The sequence below is a fragment of the Arenimonas oryziterrae DSM 21050 = YC6267 genome (genome assembly GCF_000420545.1).
Classification (GTDB): Bacteria; Pseudomonadota; Gammaproteobacteria; order Xanthomonadales; family Xanthomonadaceae; genus Arenimonas; species Arenimonas oryziterrae.
The window spans coordinates 1-20,535 of sequence record NZ_ATVD01000008.1; the positions used below are offsets into that span (position 1 = coordinate 1).

The window sequence follows — 20,535 nt, forward strand, 5'->3', positions numbered from 1 at the left end:
CTTCCCTTTCAACCCTAAGTCGGTGAGCGCAGCGTTCACTCGCGCCACCCGCTACCTCGGCATCGCGGATCTCCACTTCCACGATCTCCGACACGAAGCCACCAGTCGGCTATTCGAACGCGGGTATTCGATCCAGGAAGTCGCGCAGTTCACCTTGCATGAATCTTGGGAAACACTTCGGCGGTACACGCATCTCAAGCCGGAAGACGTTCCCCAGCGGTAACGAAGCCTAGGGCTTCACAATTCGCGCCTGCGCTTCGGCCTGCAGAGCCCGCAGCGCCTCCTGAAAGGCCTCCTCGCTACTGATCCCATCGATGCGGCGAGACGACAGCCATCCCTCCCAGTCCTTGCCCAGGGCCGCGCTGGCGGCCCGGCACAGGGTCCGGTGCCTAGCGTTGCGCAGCTCGACCTGGTGCGCGGCCGTGAAGGCACTGACCAGGTTTGAGGGCCGGCCCAAGACCTCGTGCTCTGCCCCGCCCTTGTCATGCTTGCTGTGAAGGATCACGAAAGCGACGGCCAGCAGCAGGTGTCCCGTGTCCAGCGCCAGGTCCGCACGCTGCTGCGGGGTCCGCGGGCCTGGCTGCGGATCCATCAGCGTGCCGGCGCGCTTCTGGCAGGCGGTGTACAGATCCTCGATCGGGAGATCGCGGAAGCGGTTCGGCGGGTCGCGTTTCATGGGCGGCATTCTGCACGCGCCCCCGGCAGGGAAACAGCGCCACCCGGACCAGCTGGGCCGACCTGCTCAGGGTCGACGTCCGACGGAACTGCAGAGCGGCGCCTGGGCGCTCGGACTGGCTGCCGGGTGGCAGGGACAGAATGTGCCTGGCCAGATGCCGGCGTTATCATCCGGCCTCGACAGCGGGTGTAGGAATCTCCCTACGCGCAGTCCGGAGAGATCGCTTTGGCCACGATGTACACGATCGAGGAGCTTCGGAACCTGGTCACGGAGATTCGCGATCGCCATGCCAAGCAGGACAACCAGGCGCCCGTCGATCCCGACGCGGTCTGGCTGGAGTTTCAGCCGATCTTCGCGCGCACCGCGCCGTCGGACCTGCAGCTGGTCGACGACGCCTTCGAACACATTGAATTGATTCGAGGACTGCGCAGCGCAGGCGAAGCGCCCGCCTGGCCAGCCGCGTTTTCGAAGCGCCGGTAGGAGGCACAACATGTGCGGACGTTATTCCATGGATGCCACCTGGGCCGACGTCGTCGAGTTCTCGAAGATGCCGATCGCGTGGGAGGAAGAAATCATTCCGTCCTACAACATCTGCCCCACCCAGTTGGCGAACGTGATCGTCGCCGACGACGGCCACAGCGCGATCGCGCGGCGCATGCGCTGGGGACTGATCCCCTCCTGGTCCAAGGACAACAAGCGTGCCGCCAGCGCGATCAACGCTCGCGTCGAGACCGTGGCCAGCAAGCCGACGTTTCGGGCTGCATGGAAGGCCAGGCGGTGCCTGGTGCCGGCGTCCGGGTACTACGAATGGCGGCTCGAAAACGGCATCAAGCAGCCCTACTGGATCCACGACGCGGTGGAGTCCGTGCTGATGTTCGGCGGTCTATGGGAGAACTGGCGAGACGCGGATGGCGAAACCGTGCACAGCTTCAGCATCATCACTCAGGACGCCGTTGACGACATGCATGAGCTGCACGATCGGACGCCCCTGATGCTTCCTCGAGAGGTGCTGCTGGATTGGATCCACGGCTCGGCCGAACAGGCTGGCCAGATCGCGGCATCGGTACCGCTTCCGGATCTCGCCTGGCATCCAGTCGATAGGGCTGTTAGTAGCCCCCGAAGCCAAGGGCACCAATTGACTGAAGCTGTTGGATCCGAGTAGGCAGCGGGCGTTCCGCCACGCCTGTCGCCCCGTACTACCGATAGGAAGCAATGGATCGCTTCACGCTCACGTTTCCGTACCCCAGGCCCTCTAGCATTCTTTCCGCTTCGTCCACTTGAGTCGCGTGCTTAGGTCCCAGCACCACTTCGACGATCGGAATTCCGGGCACGTCGAACAGATCGACTGTCCGAAACGGAATTGCACGTGTGGCGGATGCTCTGTATTCACAGACAAAGTTTACGTCTGGGATCATGAGATGAAGGAGCCGCCACTCCTGCTCTTCCTCGAAAGCTTTGGGCTTGGCTGCGAACGTCGTCCACAACAGCTTGCGCAAGTGAGTGGCTGCGGCCTGCCTCAGAACCTGCTGTTGATGGAAATGCTCCTCATAGGTCGTTTCCCCGCCCAAAGAGAGCAATCCTATTTTTTTCCCCCACCCATCGGATACCACTTTCATCACGCCGTCGATGATTGCCTGGACCTGCTCCCGATGCTCGTGCAGATGGTATTTAATCTCCACAAGCTCGAACCACGTTGTGTGCCCGACGGCTTGCGAGAGCCTCCGCAAGTGGTTGGTGGAAAACCCGATAGCAACTCCGCGGCCGTCGTCTGCGTATCCGCGCCACTGGCTAAGAACATCCCCTCGCTCGGAAAGACAAAAGGCAAGCCCCTCCAGGGAGGCTTGCTCTGCGACTAGCTTCTGGAATTCCCCAACCAGGTTCGGGTCGCTGACTTGATCCATGAACATCTCGATCAACGTACCTCGAGAAACCTTTCCCTCAAGAGAATCATTCGATGCTAGAACCGAGGACAGGCGTACCTTTTTGCTCTGAAGAATGGCGAGCATCGCTTCAGTCGAGCAATAGTGGAACAGCACGCCGGGCTCGTTCAAATCAGACATCGCTTTGCACCGTGGGCATGACGTCCTCCGTGGGCCTCCAGAGGCTAGTCCTCGCACAAAGCTCCCGCAAGCCCGGGCCTAGCGCCCGGGCACACGGCACGGCTCAGCTACCCCGGGTCAGAATGGTTCCCTTCAGATGCCGCTGCACGGCCGCCGCGCTGACGCCGACCGCTTTGACGGCCGCCCTCAGTTTCTCGGGCGTGGTGTTGAAGTGGGCAGTCCAGTAGCGGAGCTCCCAATCCTCGTTGACGTTGACACGTGAGCGGTCTGCGGGACCGCGATTCTTCAGATCATCGGACATGCTGTTCTCCTAGCGCGCCAGCGACATTGCGTGGCTCGCCATGGTTGCGCGCTCTTCAGGGAAAAGCACGCACAGATCGTTCGGCTTTCCAGCTGGAGACCCCCTATAGCAGCTGGGCCTGCGCGTCGTCCCAGTTCTTGATAATCAGCTCGCCGGCCGCGTCGCCCCGCCCTTCCCTCCCGACCGTGTAGCGGATCTGCACCGGGATGGTGGTGAACCCGGCGAACACGCGACGGATCTCCGGGTGGTCGTTGATCGACAGCACGACCTTGCCCTGCACCGTGCGCATCAGCTCCGCCATGAGCTCGTACTCGGAGAACGGGAAATCGACGCCGTATCCTTCGGTCTCCCAGTACGGCGGATCCAGGTAGAAGAAGGTGCCCGGCCGATCGTAGCGTCGGATGCATTCGTGCCACGGCAGGTGCTCGATCACCACGCTGGCCAGGCGGATATGCACCGCGCTGAGCTCTTCCTCGATGCGCAGCAGGTTGAGCCGTGGCCCGTTGCCGGTCGCGACCAGGCCGAAGTTCTGGCCAGCGACCTTGCCGCCGAACGCGAGCTTCTGCAGGTAGTAGAACCGAGCAGCCCGCTGGATGTCGGTCAGCGTGTCCGGATGCTCGAGCTGCGTCCATTCGTACATCTGGCGCGAGACCAGGGACCAGCGGAACTGCCGCACGAATTCGTCGAGGTGGTGGCGCACGCAGCGGTACAGACGAACCAGGTCGCCGTTGATGTCATTGAGGACCTCGACCGGCGCCGGCATCGGCCGCAGGAGCAGCGCGGCCGCGCCGCCGGCGAAGGCCTCGACGTAGCACTCGTGCGCGGGGAAGTGGGGATACAGGTGTTTGAGCAGGCGTCGCTTTCCGCCTGGCCAGGGAATGATCGGGTTGGGCACTGCGTGTCCTTTGGTATGCTCGCCCCGCCCCTGCAGGGGTGACGGAGCCATGGCTGGGACACGTGTCTATTCACGTGATCTTGGCGGCCGCGGCGGTGTTCAAGCACCGTCGCGGTCGCTTCGTTTCTGGGTTACGGGATCAGGCGGCCTCCACCAGGTGCAGGCCGAGACGGGCCATCGCATCGAAGGGCGGCTCGGTCGAGACATCCGATTGCGCCACGAGTGCGAAGCAATCGGCTTGCGTGGCAGTCAACGGCACCTCCCGAAGATTGGCCAGGTGCGAGGCGGCCAGGTGGAGCCAGGCGCCGTCATGCAACAGCGCCGAGAATTCCGCGTTGATCTGCCCGGTCGAAATGAAATGCGTCGCCGGCTCGAGGCCGGTCGGAGATAGCTGCGTCTCGAACATGCCGACGCCGCCATCGGACAGGGCCGCCGCGACTTCGCGGGCGGTCTCGGCGACGGCCGCGGGAACGATGAGGGTCGCGAAGGTGGTGCTCATAGCACGTAGGTCCCGATTTCTTTGGCGAGGATCGATTTCAGGTGGGCACGACCATCCGCGCCGGCGTCGCCGAAGAGCACGATTCCGCCAAAGAACGGCCCCTTGAGAAACGCTGCGCCGGAAGTGCCACCCAGGCGGATCTTCGCGTTCGCGTACGAATCAGAAACGAGCCAGGTGTTTGCGATCGACACCACCGGCTTGTTGTCGATCTGGATATCGTTCGATCCCACCGTCGCGAGAGCAGTGGCGACCTGTGGCGTAATGATCGGCGAATCATTGACGCCCGAGTTCGCTTGCGCAACGCCACGGAGATTGTGTCGGAGCGATGCCCCGAAGCGGTTGGAGGAGCCCACGTTTAGGAACACGAAGCAGTCTGTGTTACCGAGCGCCGACCCGAACGCAATGATCGAGCTCTGAGCATCCTTAGAGAAGGCCAGGGCCATCGTCATCGGCAGTGCGCCCGCATGCGTGTTGGCCTCCGCATAGTTGTCGTCGACGCCGTCACCGACGATCCCGTATGGCCCCGTCCACGTGAGCACCTGCTTCACGCTCACGTTGTCGATCGTGAAATTGGCGGTGCTACTTCCCTGCAGGCGGACGGTGATGTTCCCGGTCTCAGCGCGCAGGGTGAACACCACGGTGCCGTTCGCGGCAATGGCCGTGGCCGAAGTGGCTGTGCCGCCTTGGAAGGATGGCGCGCAGGTGCCGGCGATGTAGCCCGACATCTGAATAGAGAACTGGTAGGTCTCGCCGGGCGTGACAGTGATCGGTCGCGTGGCGTTGTTGGCGGCACCCGTGGGTGTGAACGTCATCACGCCGCCTGCGATGGCGATACCGGCCGGCGTCGTCCAGGCACCCTGTGCCGACATGTCGCCGTCGGTGACGAGCTCGGACCCCAGCGTGCCCACCGTGCCCGACAACGTGCCGCGGGCGGTGGCGGTGCTTTGGTAGAGGTGGCGGCCGGGACCCCCTACGGCAACTCCGTTGTCCTGGTACGACGTCGGAGCCGAGCCCTTTTCGAATTGGAACCGGCCGAGGTACAGCCCGCTGCCGGCGACGCCCAGGTAGGAGTTCGAGGCGCCGGCCGTGGACGTCGTTCGGAGCGACACGCGAATCTGCACTGCAGGACTCGCGACGGACGTACTTCCGAACGTGCACAGGTAGACGCCGGTGGTCGCGGTCGCGGTGATGGACGCGGTGTAGCCGGACTGCACGTTCAAAACCGTCCCTGCCGCCAAGTCATAAGTCGCGGAAAGTGCGTTGGATCCGCCGTCCGATATCGAAACCATCGTGCGCTCGGCCGCGCAGGCTTCGAACGAGATCACCCAGGGCGCTGAAACGGAGAGAACACCGGGCGAACGCTGGACACCATGCAAGCTGGTCGCCGCCGTTTCGACTACCTTGTCGAGCGTCATGGCACCAGTGGAATCGGCGTGCGCGTTGGCCGTGATGGTGGCGGTGTTCTTTGTCCAGGCGGAATTGTCGAGCTGATTCGAGAACGTCAGATAGTTGACGACGCCGCGGCCGTCACTGCGCAGTTTGTCGATGATCAGCCCGACCGCTTGCCCGACCGCAGTGACGGGCGTCCCGCCCGTGCTGTCCTGATAAAGCGTTTTCCCATCGGACCAGCGATTCGGAAAGTACGCGCCACCGTCAAACAGGATTGCCAGGTCGCGCAGTGCGCGGTCATGGCGTCCACGTCCCGACCCGATCTCCGAGGCGAACATCAGCCATTCACTCCGGCCGGGAATACCGACACGGTGCCGTCGCTTCGGATCGCGAGGGCTAGGCTTTCGGTGCTGCCGAGGATGGACGAGATCACCCACGCGCCGCCCGCCGTCTTGCCCGCGGTCGCCGGGGACGCGCAGGATTTCGCTGCGCTTGCATGCTGCTGCACCAGCACGCGGATCTCTGCCACTTTGCCGGCGGCGGGCAGCGGCAAAATTGACCAGCCCCCGACATTGGCGGTCATCGCCAGGTCGAAGACTTCGTTGCCCGACGACAGGTCAATCGTGGCCACGCCAGAGATGATCGACACCGAGCCCAGGCCGCGCGTCAGGCTGCTTCCGGCCGGGCCTGTCGCACCAGTGGCGCCAGTGGGCCCGGTGGCGCCTGTCGCGCCCGTGGGCCCCGTGCTGCCCGTGGCGCCGGTAGACCCCGTCGGACCTTGCGGGCCCGTCGGACCCGCAGGTCCGGTCGCGCCTTGGGGCCCAGTTGGCCCGGTCGGACCGGCGATGCCTTGAGCACCCTGGATTCCTTGCTCGCCTTGCGGGCCGGTCTCGCCCGTGTCGCCTTTGGGTCCTGGCGGACCTTTGACCACCGGGATCATCGACAACTCGATCGGATTCGACGGACCGGAGCATTCGAGCTCGGCAGCGTTGCGCCGACTGATCGTCAGCGAATGGACAAGCGTATCGCTCATCGCGGGTCCTCCTGCGTGGCACCCTCGATGATGTCGATGTACTTGAAGCCCCGATGAGTGATCCGGGCCCCGGACGGGGGGATGAGCACGATGTCGACGACCGCTTTGCACACTGGCCAATCCATCGTCGCGAGCACCTCTTCGACGAAGGCATGGCACTGCCCTTCCTCTTCGAGCTGCTCGCATGTCAGATCGGCGATCTTCGCTGTCGCGCACCCGCGCTCCCACTTACGAATCTGGGACTTGATGGTGTAGCCATCCAACGGAACCGTTTCCTTGGCCTTGTTGCGCGCAACGACGAGCCAGTCGAATTCGCTACCCTTCTTGTATTCTTCGAATTGCATGTGCGCTATCTCCTGCGAATCGAGCGCGATTCAGACGGTGTAGTTGTTGGTGGGCAGATCCGGTGCGAGCCCGAGAACGCGGCCGTCCTGGACATAGGCTTTGCTGCCGATCGATACCGACGTGCCGATCGCTCGCAACGTGCCGCCCTCGGGCAGCGTGAGCGTGCTCGTGTCGTCGCCGTTGTGTGCATTGACCGTGCCGATCAGCTTCGTGCGTGACGGCAGTAGCCCTTCGAATTCGCGCCACAGATTAGTTTGCATCGCTGATGTGCCTCTCCAGCGCGACGACCTGATCGATCTCCATGCCGGCGTTGTTGCGGCCGGCACGGCGCGAGGTGATCGTGACGCCGACCGTCATACCCAGCCAGGGCGTCAGGTCCTGGTACTGGATCAGCTGGCGCGGCAGGAACAAGCCGGTTTGTCCGCCCGTGGTCTCGCTGTTTCGCAGCAGCGGGATCTGCACCTGCACGAGCTCCTGCTCGCCGCGATCGCTGAGCACGTTACGGCCGCGCTCGATGCCGACCAGGTCGTGCAAGATCAGCTGATCCACGACCTGCGGCGCGAACAGTTCGCCGGCGGATCCCGCTCGGGTGATTCGATTGGTGACGCCTTGCTGCTCGCCGGTGACGATGACCGCGTCGTACAGCGGCCGGCTCTGCATGCGCGTGGATTCGTTGGTGACCCAATCCGGTAGCAGCACCAGGTCCGGCGTCGCACCGACCCAATTCCAAGGGCTCACCGGATAGCGCGGCATGATCCGGAACGACTTGTCGAACTGGTGCGACATCAGCACGCTGCCCGATGCTTCGGCGATGCGCGTGAGCACGTCGACCGGCGTGAGGTTCTGGTAGTAGTAGGCGCCGGCCGGCACGGTCCAGTCGATCGCGCCGTAGTCCAGCGTAAAGCCGGTGCTGGCCAGCTCCTGCTCGGCGATCTGCACCGCAGAGAGGATCTCATCGATGACGCGCGATCGCGCTGGTGCGTACGGCGCGGCCAGGAGTGCGGTCTGGCTGCGACCCACCACGCTGACTTGGCCATTGGCGTGCTCGCGCTGGACGTCGCGACCTTCAATGATGCAAGTCCACACGTAGCCGTTCATGGTGATCTCCACCACACGCGGCCCGTCGACGGTCGGCTTCATCAGCGAGATCTGAGACGGATCCGCAAGCGACATGCGCAACGTCCAACACCAGGCATCCATCATCGAGAGCTCAACCTCGGTGACATGGATCACCTGACCACCGGGGACCAGGACGACATTGACTTCGTTGAGCACGACGTAAACCCTCAAAGCGGTTGGAATGACGACAGCATCGGGCGGGTCCACCACCCACGGCACGCCGACCAGCGGGTCGCGACCAGGCCAACGGCCGGACGGACCCCACGGAGAGGTGAGCTCGCGATCGCGCACCGGCGCCTCACCCCACACGACGCTCGCGGGCGACGGATCCGCCCGCATCACCTGGTGCGGACTCGGGTCGTTGAATTCGGTGAACGCCTGGCCGCCGACGCGCTGGCGAATCGCATTGCCAGTCGGCGCGGAATAGCCAGACGCAAGCACCTGGACGATCGCGTCGCCGGCCGGCGCGTCGTAGCCACGCGCACCGTGCAGCACAAAGTTTGTGCCGCCGGCGCCAAGCGCCTGCAGGTGGAAGTGCACTGACGTCACCGGCGGCGGATCGGCGATCACGCGCTGCAGCAGAACGGCATCGAGGGCGTCGCCGGCGGGCGGTACCGCGGCCGAAAGAATCCCGCGCAACGCCAACGCTGCAGCGCGATGGGCCGGGCCGGCGAACTCGACGCCAGTGCCATCGGCGGGCGGATCGAAGCGCACCACCGGCAGGCGTGCGCGCTCCCACGCGGCGTGCTTAGCCACGTCATGCGGGAAAGTGCCGTTCCATCGCATCGCCGCGCCTGGGCGTTCGGCAGCGAGGCTGCGGCCCCAACGTGTTCGCGCCTGCAGGTCGATATGGACCGTCGAGTCCCAGCGCAGCTGATAGGTCACCGGATACACCACGACTGCCCTGCCCCAGCCCGCCATCGCACCGACATCCTTGACCGGCACCGGATCCCAGCTCGACCCCAACCCGTGCTCGAGCACGCTCCCCTCGCCCCACCGGCTGGTGAGCGCTGCTTCTTTCGGCGGGGCGGTATTCCACGGCGCGGCGATAGCCGGCGCGGTGCGCGTAACGGCGCGGCTCCACGAAGCGCGAACACCGAGATTGAGCGGCACCGCCGGCGGCGGCGGCGAGGGCGACAGGGAAAAGTCCACTGCGTTGTACAGCGGAACGAGGTAGCCGCCGACGAGCACGAAATTGACGGCGCCAAGCGCCGGCGGCGTGTAGGCATCATCCAGACGCAGCATCGCCGACAGCAGGTCCGCTGCCGGCGACGTACCGCGGGGCAGCGTCGTGCCAATCGCACCGGAGTAAGGATGCTGGGACATGGCGCTAGGCCAACACCGCCGCGACGGGCGAAAAGCTCTTCGGCGTGTAGCCCGAGGGACCCACCAGACAGACCTCGTAGTCATCAGGTGGCACCAGCGCCTCCCACGTGCCGTCGACAGCGGGCGTGACCGTGGCCAGGTGCAGGCGATCGGACGCGCGGCGGATCAGCACCTGGCTCGCGGCGCCTCCGACCTCGAGCACGGCCGTGCCGGCGAGCTTGTGCGTAACCAGGAACGAGCGGTAGCGCGCGAGGATCTGCGACGGTGTCAGCTCGCGGGCGTAGTGCGCCTGCAGGTACATCCGCGCCGAGATCTTGTCGACCGGCGTCGACGTGTTGTCGCCATTGATGCGCCAGGTGGTTTCGTTCGCTGCAGCGGCCAGCGTTCCGCTGACCAGCAGCACGCCGTTGACATAGATCGCGGCCGCGCCGGCGCGACTGCGGGTGCACACGATGTGCAGGTCCTGGTTGAGGTAGGTGTAGGCGGCGCTGATTTCTGTCGTGCCGTCGTGCAGCCCGATCGTCTGCGTGCTGCCGTTGAACTTCAGGTACCAGGCATGGCTGGCCGCGCCCAGGTACGACACGATCGCGGTGCCCGACGGCACCGAACCCACGCGCAGGAAATACTCCGACGAGATCCCGCGCGATGCGCCGGCCGGGCAACCTTCACGACCGCCCGCCGCGGCGTACATCCCGGCGGCGGTATCGATGTACCCGAGATCCGCATAGCCGCCAGCGACGACGGTCGGCGCCGCACTCCACACGAACACGTTGTCCGTCACGCTGTCGGGCGTATTCGACGCGACCGTTTCGTCGAAGAAGATCAGCGAGCCCGGGCGGGCAGCGAGTGCGAGATTCTTGATCAGGTCTTTCATCAGTCCACCACAATCGGGCCGTGGATATCGGGCTTGTAGCCGGCCGGACCGAACGCCGCGACGAAGTAGGTGCCGGCCGGCAAGTCCGTGCTGTACGCACCGGCGCCGTCGGGGAACACAGTCTCGACGAACGAGACCAGGTTCTCGGCGAACACCAGCAGCTTGTTGACCGGATCGCCGTTAGCCAGCGTGGCGTTGCCGCTCAGCGTTGCGATACCGCCAAACGGCACCGCTCCGCTCGGCAGCGGAAACGCGAAGCCGCCCCGCGTGCGCAGCTCGCACCGCGGCGATATGGCGTTCGCGCCGAAGCCGAACCGAAAGCCGATCGCCATGCCCGGCGGAAACGGCACGGTGGCGGTGACGAACGCACCACCGTTGATGGCGAACGACGCCAGGCGGGTGTTGCTGTCGTACAGCACGCGGATCACGTCGTTGGCCACCATCGCCGGCAGCACGAGGCTCTGCGTGGAAACCGTACCGCCGCTGCCAGCGCTGCTGACGATGTCCGTCGACGCACGCCACACCACCTGTTTGGCGAACGAGGTCAGGCTTTCGCTATCGCTGTTCGCCGGCCCCGACCATTGCGCCAGGCCCGCGATCATCGTGCCCTGCGTCACCTCGATCACCATCTCGGCGTAATACAAGCCGCCGACGTCGGACAGGATGCTGTTGTTCGACCGGGTGTAGCGCGTGACGTTGCTCGGGAACTGGACGGTCTTGTCGTCGTTGGTGTAGGTGCCAGCCATGTAGCTGGGATCCCATTTCCAGGCGGACATGGTCAGCCCTCCACCGCAACGATCGGACCGTCAGCCACTGGCTGATAGCCGAACGGACCCACGGCCAGCGCGCAATACGGACCGCGCCGCAGCACGGCGACGTTCCACTCGCCGTCGCTGTCGGGAATGACCGTGGCCACGCGATCGAGCGTGTCCCAGGCGAAGATCGCGACGCGGGTGACGGCGGCGCCGCTGCCCAGCGTCGCGCGGCCGGAAAGGACGTAGGCCATCAGTCTGCGTCTCCGCGCATCTGCAGACGGAAGTAGTCATCCTCAAGCGCCGAAGCGCCGGGGATCACCGTGCGCGCTACCCAGATCGGCGCGTTCGGACCGATGGTGTTGAAACGCAGGACGTTGTTGGTCGCCCAGCCAGTGCCCCAGCCTTCCTTCTTGAGCGTGAAGTACGGCTCACCTGTCACCGGATTCACCGGTGCGCAGTCGAGCGACGTGGAGAACGAGCCGATGGCGCCAGTGGTTTCGCCCACGATCGTGCCGCCGGTGCTGCTGGTGAAGATCAGCGCCCAGCGCTCGGAGATCGTGTTCTTGTTCACGAGCTCGAGCGGGTACAGCGTGCGGTTGTATTCCGACGTCGTGCCCGACCCGATGCGATCGTTGTCCCACGCGCCAGTCCACGTCTGCTGGTCGAAGAAGATCGGGTTCTGCGCCTGCAGGTCGCCGAACAGCAGGGCCGAGGACACGACCGCGTCGTCGCTGAAATCCCGATCGAGCGGCGCGACCAGCGACACCTTGCCCGACAGATCCACGCTCGACACCAGGCGCATGTTCTCGACCACGTAGCGCGCCACCAGCGGCTGGGTGAACAGCGACAGGTCCAGCGGCGTCGCCATGGTGATCCCGGCGGTCAACAGCTCGGCGGTGTACTTGCTCAGCGGCACTACGTCGCCGTCGGCGTCGACGATCTCCAGCTGCGCGATCGGCGCATCCGGAATCGTGACCACCTGGCCCGCCGTCAGACTGCCCGGCATCGTGTACGCACGCGCCTCGCTGATCACGATGACGTTGCCTTCCCGGATGATCGGCACCTTGCCGGTCTGCGGCAGGCGCACCGGATCGATACCCAGCAGAGCGGCATCGAGCGGCAAGTTGGTCAGGACGACGCAGTTGAACGTGATCGAGTTCGGGTTGACCGGGATGGGCTTGAACACGTTCGGACCGACCACGTTGGCGGCGTCGTACCACGGCTCGGACTCGTTGCCCGCCGCCGTGACGTAGACGCCGAAGCGCACCTTCACCCAGCCCATGTCGTGATCGGCTTCGCCCTCGATGCCGGCGCCGGAGATGGTGCCGCCCGTGTCGCTCGTGGCGCTGATCAGCGCGCCGGTGTCGGCACGCAGCGCCTGGACGTACACCGATGCCGGGCGCACCGGCGAACCAGGCGTGCGGAACAGCAGGTAGCTCGTGGGCAAGGTGCCGTTGCTGGTGAGTAGGGTTTTGATCGTCACCGAGCCGCCGCTGCTCGCGCCGTAGTTGGTCAGGCGGACTTCGCCGGTGGAGTAGTCGATCGTGCCCGCTTCCGTCGCCACGCCGGTACCACGCACCAGGTCACGCAGGATCTTGCCGTTGCGGTCGAAGTACTCCTTGCCGCCCCAGCTGAACCACACCGAGCCCGGGACCGTGGAATCGATGAGCCCGCGCGTGAGATAGATCGAGATCCCAGGGAAGTCGACTTCCTCGCTCGCCACCACCGAACCGGCCGCGGCCTTGCGCGCCCAGAACTGCACGAGCGGCGTGGCGATGATGGTCGGCACCGCGGTCACTGATTCCCAGGTGTACTTCGGCGTCTGGCCGACGTTCGCAAACCCGACCTGCGTGTACACGTTGGCCGTGAACGTGCCGAACTGGATGCTGAAGGCACCCGTCGTGTAGTCGATGCTGCCGGCGACGACCGGCGCCGAGCCGTAGCCGCCCTTGCGATCGGGCGCGGTGATCAGGTTGCCCGAGCCGTCGTCCTTCGCGTACAGGTTGACTGTGCGATCGGCCCACGTCGCCGGCACACGCAGGACCAGGTTGCCCGGCGCGATGGGCAAGCCGCCGGCGGCGATGGTGCCCGTCACCAGCGGACCGGTGGCGGACGCGGTGACAGTGCCGGCGGCGCCGGTGCCCTTCGTGTACCCGATGGATAGCGCCGAGTTGCCGTCAGGCCATGCGTTCGAATTCGGCACGAACGTGACGAACCCGTCCTGGTGCACGACGGTGCCAGTGGCATCGCCCGAGATCACGCCGCCGCTGTTGGCCGTGGCGTTCTTCAGCACCGCGCCGCTGTACCAGGCGAAGGTCATCGTGCCCGGTTCGACGGGCGCATTGGCCACACTGAACTCCACGGCGGGCGTGGTCGGCGTGACGGTGCCGCTGCGCTGCACGTAGTCGGTGTTCTGGCCGCAGCTGTAGATCAGGAAACTACCGATGTCCGGCAGCCCGCCCAGCGTCACCACGACGTTGCCAGTGATGTAGTCGACGGTGCCGCCGCCTTCGGCCGCTGTCGCGCCCTCGAGCGTGCCGTCGCCCTTGCGATCGGCCAGGGCGTACCACTTGCCCAGGAAGCGATACTCGACGCGCAAGGTCTTCGGCGCCGGCAGGACGGGCATCGTCTGCACGTACACCGTGCCCTGGTTCGCCAGCTGGATCTTGACGCCGACCGTGCAGGCCGACTGGCTCACCGTCGTCGCCGGCGTGTAGGTGACGCTGGTGATCGTCGCGCCACTCAGGCGGCCGGAATCGTAGTCGACGTCGCCGCGATCGGTAGATCCCTGGATCAGATTGCCCAGGCCATCGTCGCCGGTGATCGTGGTGCTGGCCGCCACCGCGGTGATGCTGCGAGGGAACAGACCGCGCTGCAGATACACCGGGTTGCCACCGGCGAAGGTCTCGCTCAACGGCGCGGCGATCGCGACATAGTTCAGCGTCAGACCCGGACGAGCGGCGGAGATCGGCACCTCACGGCGCGTGCTCGGCACGAGCTGGCTGAAGATGGAGTCGACGGTGATTTCGAGATCGTTCTCGAACACATCGCCATTGAGTTTGGTCACGCCGAAGTACTGCGCGGCGTCGGCGACCGTCGTCGCGCGCACCTTCGTGGCCACACCGACATTGCTGAGACGACTGGCTTCGGCGCCGGCGAACGTCTGGCGCAACGCAGTGGTCAGAATCAGCGTCACGATCTTGCGCTGGTACTCGCCGCTGCCGTCGGTGAAGGTCCGCACTTCCGAGTTCACGTCCTGGATCCGGACGTACTGCTCGGCGCTGACGACGCCGGCGCCGTCTTCCACCGACAGCAGGATCACTTCGCCCACTTCCGGCAGCGACGACTCCACGCGGCCGAACAGACTGATCGCCTTCGAACCCTGCGGCTGATTGCCGTACAGGTAGTACGCGCTCAGCGGACCGCTGGTCACGTAGCTCTCGATGCGGTTCTGCGCGCCCGTGCGCACATCGGTGACGCTGCCCGTGGTGAACAGCGTCACGCTGACATTGGTCGCCGCCGGCGGCCGCGTCACGATGACGTGCCCGCCCAGATAGGTCTCGGTGCCCAGACTGCGCACGGCCATGTAGACCTTGCGCAGGTTCAGGCGACCATAGGTGCTGTCCAGGCGGCTGATGTCCTGGAAGATGTTGTTGACCTCGCCGTCGTCGACGACGGAGCCGGTCATGCGGCCGCCGCCATCGGCGGTGTCGGTCATGCGCTCGGACTCGAGCAGCTTGATGTCGGTGTTGGCGTCAATGGCCATGCGGGCTCAGACCTCGATGAAGCGAAGGGTGATGGCGTACAGGTCGTCGGGCGACGGCGGCACGATGAATTTGAAAGGGCTGGCCTCGATCGCGGCGTTGTTCGCGTGGTTCCACCGGACGGTGTAGGTCAACGGATCGCCTTCGAACTGCGGCACGGACAGCACCATGTTGTCGCCGCCGGCGATGGCCGCCTTGGCACGCAGAGCGAGCAGCGTCGTGCGCGTGACCACGGCGACATACGTGTTGCCGTTCACCGTGCTCTGCAGCGTGATCGGGCGGCCCGCCTGCAACGCCGCCTCCTGAATAATCTGCGCACCAGTGAGCGACGGCTTGACCGTCTGGCCCACCGCCCACGGCAGATGCTCGTCAGTCCAGGCGAGATCCTCGGGCAGCTCGATGTCGTCGAGATAGATGAAGTTCATGAGGATGACTTCTTGTGGAGGGCCAGGAGTTGGACCACGCGGCGGACAAGCTCCTCCATCTGGTCTCCGGAAAGGATGAATTTCTGTCCGCTCTCGGAGGCGATCGCCACGACCTCGAGGCGGAGCGTGGCTTCCGGTTTGACGGCCTCGCGAGCAGCGGCCGTTGTGGCGCGCTGATCAGCCGCGGCCTGGCGTTCGGTATCGGACAGCTGCTTTTGCGCAGACTCCTCGCGCTTTTTCCGATTCTCTTCAAGCTTGGCTTGCTCAGCAGCCAGCGCCTGCAGGGCGTCGTCCCCGACGAAACCGTACAGTTGGCGGAGCCCGGCTAGGCGTTTGCCGGTTTCGTCGAACTCGGCGTTCTGCTCGCGCAGCACCTGCAGCTGCTCGTTGATGGCGTCGGTCTGTCCCTTGAATTCGCCGACGGTGCGATTGATTGCATCGGCGAAGCGGTCCTGCGACACGGATGCGAAACGATTCGCGGCCAGGAGCGCGTCGTTGTACGCCTCGGATCCGCGGCCGAGCTCGGCGACCAGGTCGGCGGCCGATGCTCCCTGGCGATCAAAGGCGGACACGACCTTGTCGGCCGACGCGGCGAGTTCGTCGCCGCTATCCACCACGGCCTCGGCGGCGGTCGACACGCTGCCGAGCGCGTCGGCGGCATTTACGGCACCGGTCGCGATCTCGCCGGTTGCGGCGTTCCCGGTCTTGCCCAGATCGGCGAGCTTCTTGTCGACCTCGGACACCCGGGCGCTGAATTCGGAGAAGCCGATCGTGCCGGCGCTCAGCGCTTCCACCAGCGCCTGGCGCAGGGCGGCCAGCTCCTGTTTGCTCGCCGCGTTCTTGAACGCGTTGTCGAACGCCTGCGCGATCGCCTTGCTCTTCTGTTCGGCCGTCAGCCCGAGCGTGTCGACTTCCTCCACTGCGGCGCGGAATCCGTCGACGGCCGCGCGGCCTGCCTTGCTGAAGCCGGTCTTCACTTCCTCGATGTCAACGCCCAGACGCTCGAGGCTGATGCCGCGGGTAACATCCGCGAACTTTTTTGCTTCGGTGCTGCCTTCCGAAAAGGCATCCTTCGCGGCGGACTTCACCTTGGAAAGGTCCTGCTCGCTTAGCTTGAGCAGTTCAGCGCGAAGTTCATCCCGGATTGCAGCGGCAGCTTCCGAACCCTTCGCGCCGATCTGGGTCAGAATATCTGCGGCCGACTTCAGTCCCTCAGGCGTCGTCAGTCGCAGCGAGTCGAATACACCCGCCGCGGCGTCCTTCGCGGACTTGCCCTTGAGGATGAGTTCGTCGAAGGAAGCGACTGCCTTCGTGGCGAACTCGCGAACCCCCGCTTCGGCACGCGCTGCGTTTCCCAGGTCCTTGATGTGGCCGTTGACTTCATCGATGGCGGCTGTCACCGCTCGAAAGCGCGCTACTACTTCAGGACCTGCGACCTTGTTGTTCGCTGCCTCGACCCGAATCACGCCCTCGTAATAGCGCTTCGCGCTTTCCAGTGAGAGTCGATAGGCTTCGGCCTGGGTCAACGTTTGCGCTTTAACCTGCCCGCCGGACTGGACGACGACATCGGCGTAGTCCGTGTAGATGCGCTGCAGCTCTTCTCCCTGACGGATGCTATCCACGCGGAGGGAACGGACCGCGGCCTCCGCAACTTCCTGATTGCGCAGCGTCTCGATGTACTCGTTCCGCACCTCGTTCAGCCGGATCAGCTGATTGACGGCGATGTCGATACCAAGAGTCGCCACTGAAATTTTCAGGAACCGCGGCACCTGCGAGATGAATCCGCTAAGGCGCCCCACGCCGGCGCTGGCACCCGTGGCCGCGGTCCCGAGTTGCTGGGCGGCAATTGTGCTCGCCTGCATCGCAATGAAACCGCGCGTTACGTTCGCTGCAAAGTCGGCAATGCGAATGGCCGCATACGCCTTTGCCACCAGCAGGAGCGCATCGGCGTGCTTGAGCAGGGAAAGCGTGACGCTTCCGATGAATGAAGCGATGGGCGCGAGTTGCTTGGCGAGATTCTTGATCGCCTCGATGGTACCGATGATCGCGGCAGCAACCCGCTTGGCCAGCGCGTCCAGGCCACCAGTCGACGCGAGCAAGCTACCCAGCTGCTGCTTAAAATAATCAGTTACCCCGCTGTCCGCGACGGCCTGCAGGAACCTTTGCCACTGAGCGGACGCCTGGGCAAGCAGTCCAGACAGGCTGCCGAGTCCGCGCTGAGCCGCTCCCTGGTTTGCCTTGCCAATCTCCGCATACAGAGCTGCAATGACATCGCGCCCCAACTTGCCCTGTTCGCTCAGCTTCTGCAGCTCGGTGACGTTCTTGCCGGTCGCCTTCTGCAGCAGATCCCAAACGGGAACGCCGCGCTCGACCAGCTGAAGGATCTCTTCGCCCTGCAGTTTCTGCTTTGCCCATGCCTGGCCCAAGGCAAGGATCTTGCCCTCGAGGTCGACCTGGGTGCCACCGACGGCGGCGTTCTGGTCAACCAGCGCCTGCAGCGAGCCGTTGAGCGGGTCCAGACCAAACGCTTTCAGCTTCTGCGCTGACGTCAGGACATCCTGAAACGCCAGACCATTCTTCTTCGCCAGGTCCTGCAGGCTTTTGTAGGCGGCATTGCCCTGCTCTTGCGTGCCGTAGAGATTACCCAGCGATCGCCGAGCGTCCTCCGCCCGCGCAGCTACATCGCCCAACGCCTTGATGCCGGCGGCGGCGCCCTGGAATCCCAGGAACGCGAACGCGCCAGCGACGACGCCCCGCAAACGCCCGAAAATTCCACCGACACTGTTGCCGGCGTTCCCCAGCTGCGTCGTGGCTCCCGCCGCCTGCAACGCTTTGGCGCGATATTCGCCCAGACTCTTCACCGCCACGTTGGTGGTGGACGTGAGGCGGTTGAACTGCGCATCGGCTTCACGCAGACGGGCCGTGTTGGTGGCCTGGGCGCGGCTCATCTCGACGGTCTGATCGCGCAGTGCCGCGAGTCCGCGGCCCACTGCGCTCAGGCGCGTGTTGAGCGCTTGCTCCGCCGCACCCAGTTTGCCGACTGAAATATCGGCACTTGCCAACGCAGTCCGGTAGCCGCGCAGCTTGGCGATCGACGACTCGTACTGCTCGCTCAGCTGGCGAATCAGCCGCTGCGATTTCTCGTAGGCGGCCTGCTGCTTCTTGGTCGGCGCATCGCTATCGGCGATCTCGCGCGACAGTTTTTGCGCCTGCTCTTTCGAGTCCTTGAGCTTGCGCGACAATCCGAGTAGTTCGCTACCCAGTTCCCGGTAGCTGACGATGGTCTTCTGCAGGCGCTGCGCGTCGGAGAACTCATCGAGGAGGCCGGCCGCTTGGGCTTTGGCCTCTTCGCTGACGTCGCCAATTTCCGCGAGCAAGCCAGCAGCCTTGACGGCCGCGCCCTCGCCCTCGAGCTCGAACGCGATGCGTACCGCTTCGTCGAAGCGACCGTTGCCAGCCATCAGGCTTTCACTCCCAGGCGATATTGGCGCAGCAACTCTTCGCTGTAGAAAGTGAGCAGTTCCTCGGCAATGGGTCCGCTCAGACCTGGGCGGTCGCCGGGCGCGATCATTTCGAACGGGCTGGGTCCACGCAGCATGCGCAGCGGGCCGCGCGGTGCCCGCTTCCCGTTGATTACCTTGCGCACACGGATGCTGCGGCGACCCTGCACGGTTGCGATGAAAGCGTGGTCGTAGACCTTGACGCTGCCAGCGAGGATGGACGCGGTCGCCCCCGGTGAGTTGCGTCCGTCCCAACGGCCCTGGAACTCGACTAGCGGAATCTGACGCGTACTCGCCCAGAGCGAGACGACACCGGATCCGGACTGATAGCTGGACTCCACGCGCAGGCCGCCAGTGAGTTTCGAAGACCGCAGCGAGAACACCGCCAGCACCTGGCGCTTGGCCACCGGCATGACTTTGCGTTTGAGGCTGGCCACGGCACGCTGTTGCGCCACCTCGTACTCGCTTGGCAAGCGGCCGACACGTTTGCTGAGCTGTGAAATGGATTCACCACGCTTACCGCTGGTGAAAATCTTCAGCGCGGAGTTTCGCCGGCGAATGGCCATCAGGACTCCTCGACGATGACGTCGAAGTGCCGGAGCAGTTCCTTGTCTGCAGGCGTGACCAACAACGTGGAGCCCGCCGCATGCTTCACGCCCTCGTGGGTGTGGGCGCAACGAAGCGTGACCTCCACGAGATCCGGGGAGGTCGTTGGCGCCGGCGATGGGGTTGCCACCGCCGGCGCATTCTTGACTCGACGCGCCACTTAGGCGGCCTTGTTGTACGACTTGACCACGTACGGCTCGAGCTTGCCGCTCGGGGTGATCAGCGGACCTTTCAGCGTGACCGTGATCGGGTCGGCGCTGAACAAGTCGACGTCGCCATCGGTCGACAGTTTCGCCTCGTAGATTTCCAGGCTCAGGTCCTGCTTGTCGGGGCGGTTCAGCATGTCGCCGGTGATGTAGAAGGTCTCGGTCGGCTGCACGCCACCGCGGATGCTGACCAGGCTGTAGGTCTCGTGCGTGTAGCTGACCTTGAGCGCCGGATCGCCGTCCTCGATCGCACCGCCAGCCAGGGCCACCAGCGTGCCGCGGCGACAGTCGATCGTGTAGTCGGTACCGGCGACGTACGTGACCGCGGCCGCGTTGTCCTTCACCACCGGTGCCGGCGAAGCGGCGAGATAGCGGTGGGCAAGCGACAACGGTTGGCCGAGTGCAACGATCGGGACGACTTCGTTGGTGACGGCCGCGCCGGTGACAGACACGTCGGCCGCCTCGCCGTAGAACACGCGAGCCAGGATCGGACCGGGCGTTTCCAGCAGCGCCAGGGAAATCGACGACTCGCCGGGATCCTGGTCGGAGTAGATGGTCTGGTTGAACTTGCCGCGGCGCTTGCTCTTGACGGTGCGCTCGTCGCCGGCGGCGTAGCTGAAGATCGATGCGTTGGCTTCGACCGGCTGATTGCCGTCCGCGTCCGCGACATCGGGGATGACGGGCGTGAGATCGCCATTGGTGGCCTTCGTCCAGAGGCGGATGTCGCCCTCAAACTGAAGAACCTTGTTGGGTTGGGACATG

General features: G+C 64.9%; 22 protein-coding genes. 3 read left to right on the forward strand and 19 right to left on the reverse strand.

Features of this window, described 5'->3' with window-relative positions:
* A partial coding sequence (locus tag G467_RS17075; protein WP_033398000.1) for a tyrosine-type recombinase/integrase occupies positions 1-223 on the forward strand: 223 nt, incomplete at its 5' end.
* A gap of 6 nt (positions 224-229) precedes the next feature.
* On the opposite strand, the gene G467_RS0114465 is transcribed toward G467_RS17075, so the two are convergent.
* Positions 230-676: a hypothetical protein gene (locus G467_RS0114465; protein ID WP_022970449.1), complete on the reverse strand. Its 447-nt coding sequence runs from the start codon at positions 674-676 to the stop codon at positions 230-232.
* Between the two features lie 225 nt (positions 677-901).
* Here G467_RS0114465 and G467_RS0114470 point away from each other — a divergent pair, with 225 nt between their 5' ends.
* Both G467_RS0114470 and G467_RS0114475 read left to right on the forward strand, forming a co-directional pair.
* Complete coding sequence (locus G467_RS0114470; protein ID WP_022970450.1) at positions 902-1,156, forward strand: hypothetical protein; 255 nt, start codon at positions 902-904, stop codon at positions 1,154-1,156.
* 10 nt (positions 1,157-1,166) lie between these two features.
* Positions 1,167-1,838 (forward strand): SOS response-associated peptidase, encoded by a 672-nt coding sequence (locus tag G467_RS0114475; protein WP_022970451.1) that lies wholly within the window; start codon positions 1,167-1,169, stop codon positions 1,836-1,838.
* Between the two features lie 34 nt (positions 1,839-1,872).
* On the opposite strand, the gene G467_RS17700 is transcribed toward G467_RS0114475, so the two are convergent.
* The 18 genes from G467_RS17700 to G467_RS17095 form a co-directional block, all read right to left on the reverse strand.
* On the reverse strand, positions 1,873-2,736 hold the full coding sequence (locus G467_RS17700; RefSeq protein ID WP_022970452.1) for a DUF2971 domain-containing protein: 864 nt from the start codon (positions 2,734-2,736) through the stop codon (positions 1,873-1,875).
* A 103-nt stretch (positions 2,737-2,839) separates the two neighbouring features.
* Positions 2,840-3,037 (reverse strand): DUF3606 domain-containing protein, encoded by a 198-nt coding sequence (locus tag G467_RS0114485; protein WP_022970453.1) that lies wholly within the window; start codon positions 3,035-3,037, stop codon positions 2,840-2,842.
* Between the two features lie 103 nt (positions 3,038-3,140).
* On the reverse strand, positions 3,141-3,932 hold the full coding sequence (locus G467_RS0114490) for a DNA adenine methylase (protein ID WP_022970454.1): 792 nt from the start codon (positions 3,930-3,932) through the stop codon (positions 3,141-3,143).
* Positions 3,933-4,071: 139 nt separating this feature from the next.
* A complete protein-coding gene (locus G467_RS0114495; protein ID WP_022970455.1) occupies positions 4,072-4,431 on the reverse strand; it encodes a hypothetical protein in 360 nt (119 codons plus the stop codon).
* Complete coding sequence (locus G467_RS0114500; RefSeq protein WP_022970456.1) at positions 4,428-6,158, reverse strand: phage head spike fiber domain-containing protein; 1,731 nt, start codon at positions 6,156-6,158, stop codon at positions 4,428-4,430. The genes G467_RS0114495 and G467_RS0114500 overlap by 4 nt, the downstream gene beginning before the upstream one ends.
* Positions 6,158-6,853: a hypothetical protein gene (locus G467_RS18435; RefSeq protein ID WP_281166679.1), complete on the reverse strand. Its 696-nt coding sequence runs from the start codon at positions 6,851-6,853 to the stop codon at positions 6,158-6,160. Before G467_RS18435 ends, G467_RS0114500 begins: the two co-directional genes overlap by 1 nt.
* On the reverse strand, positions 6,850-7,197 hold the full coding sequence (locus G467_RS18390) for a hypothetical protein (RefSeq protein ID WP_022970458.1): 348 nt from the start codon (positions 7,195-7,197) through the stop codon (positions 6,850-6,852). The genes G467_RS18435 and G467_RS18390 overlap by 4 nt, the downstream gene beginning before the upstream one ends.
* 30 nt (positions 7,198-7,227) lie before the next feature.
* Positions 7,228-7,458, reverse strand: a complete 231-nt coding sequence (locus G467_RS0114515) for a hypothetical protein (RefSeq protein ID WP_026802732.1) — start codon at positions 7,456-7,458, stop codon at positions 7,228-7,230.
* Entirely contained in the window at positions 7,448-9,643 is a 2,196-nt protein-coding gene (locus tag G467_RS17710; RefSeq protein ID WP_022970460.1) for a hypothetical protein, read from the reverse strand. The genes G467_RS0114515 and G467_RS17710 overlap by 11 nt, the downstream gene beginning before the upstream one ends.
* Before the next feature lie 4 nt (positions 9,644-9,647).
* Complete coding sequence (locus G467_RS0114525; protein WP_022970461.1) at positions 9,648-10,517, reverse strand: hypothetical protein; 870 nt, start codon at positions 10,515-10,517, stop codon at positions 9,648-9,650.
* Complete coding sequence (locus G467_RS0114530; protein WP_026802733.1) at positions 10,517-11,293, reverse strand: hypothetical protein; 777 nt, start codon at positions 11,291-11,293, stop codon at positions 10,517-10,519. The genes G467_RS0114525 and G467_RS0114530 overlap by 1 nt, the downstream gene beginning before the upstream one ends.
* Before the next feature lie 2 nt (positions 11,294-11,295).
* Positions 11,296-11,523 carry a hypothetical protein gene (locus G467_RS0114535; protein ID WP_022970463.1) on the reverse strand — a complete coding sequence of 76 codons (228 nt, stop codon included), beginning with the start codon at positions 11,521-11,523 and terminating at the stop codon, positions 11,296-11,298.
* Positions 11,523-15,038 carry a hypothetical protein gene (locus tag G467_RS0114540; protein WP_022970464.1) on the reverse strand — a complete coding sequence of 1,172 codons (3,516 nt, stop codon included), beginning with the start codon at positions 15,036-15,038 and terminating at the stop codon, positions 11,523-11,525. Before G467_RS0114540 ends, G467_RS0114535 begins: the two co-directional genes overlap by 1 nt.
* Positions 15,039-15,044: 6 nt before the next feature.
* A complete protein-coding gene (locus G467_RS0114545) occupies positions 15,045-15,461 on the reverse strand; it encodes a hypothetical protein (RefSeq protein WP_022970465.1) in 417 nt (138 codons plus the stop codon).
* Positions 15,458-18,922, reverse strand: a complete 3,465-nt coding sequence (locus G467_RS0114550; protein ID WP_022970466.1) for a tape measure protein — start codon at positions 18,920-18,922, stop codon at positions 15,458-15,460. Before G467_RS0114550 ends, G467_RS0114545 begins: the two co-directional genes overlap by 4 nt.
* The gene (locus tag G467_RS0114555; RefSeq protein ID WP_022970467.1) at positions 18,922-19,527 is read right to left on the reverse strand and encodes a hypothetical protein; all 606 of its coding nucleotides are present in this window, start codon (positions 19,525-19,527) and stop codon (positions 18,922-18,924) included. The genes G467_RS0114550 and G467_RS0114555 overlap by 1 nt, the downstream gene beginning before the upstream one ends.
* Entirely contained in the window at positions 19,527-19,727 is a 201-nt protein-coding gene (locus G467_RS18525; protein WP_425386841.1) for a DUF7210 family protein, read from the reverse strand. The genes G467_RS0114555 and G467_RS18525 overlap by 1 nt, the downstream gene beginning before the upstream one ends.
* The gene (locus G467_RS17095) at positions 19,728-20,534 is read right to left on the reverse strand and encodes a phage tail tube protein (RefSeq protein WP_022970469.1); all 807 of its coding nucleotides are present in this window, start codon (positions 20,532-20,534) and stop codon (positions 19,728-19,730) included. It abuts the gene before it with no gap.
* Position 20,535 lies beyond the last annotated feature (1 nt).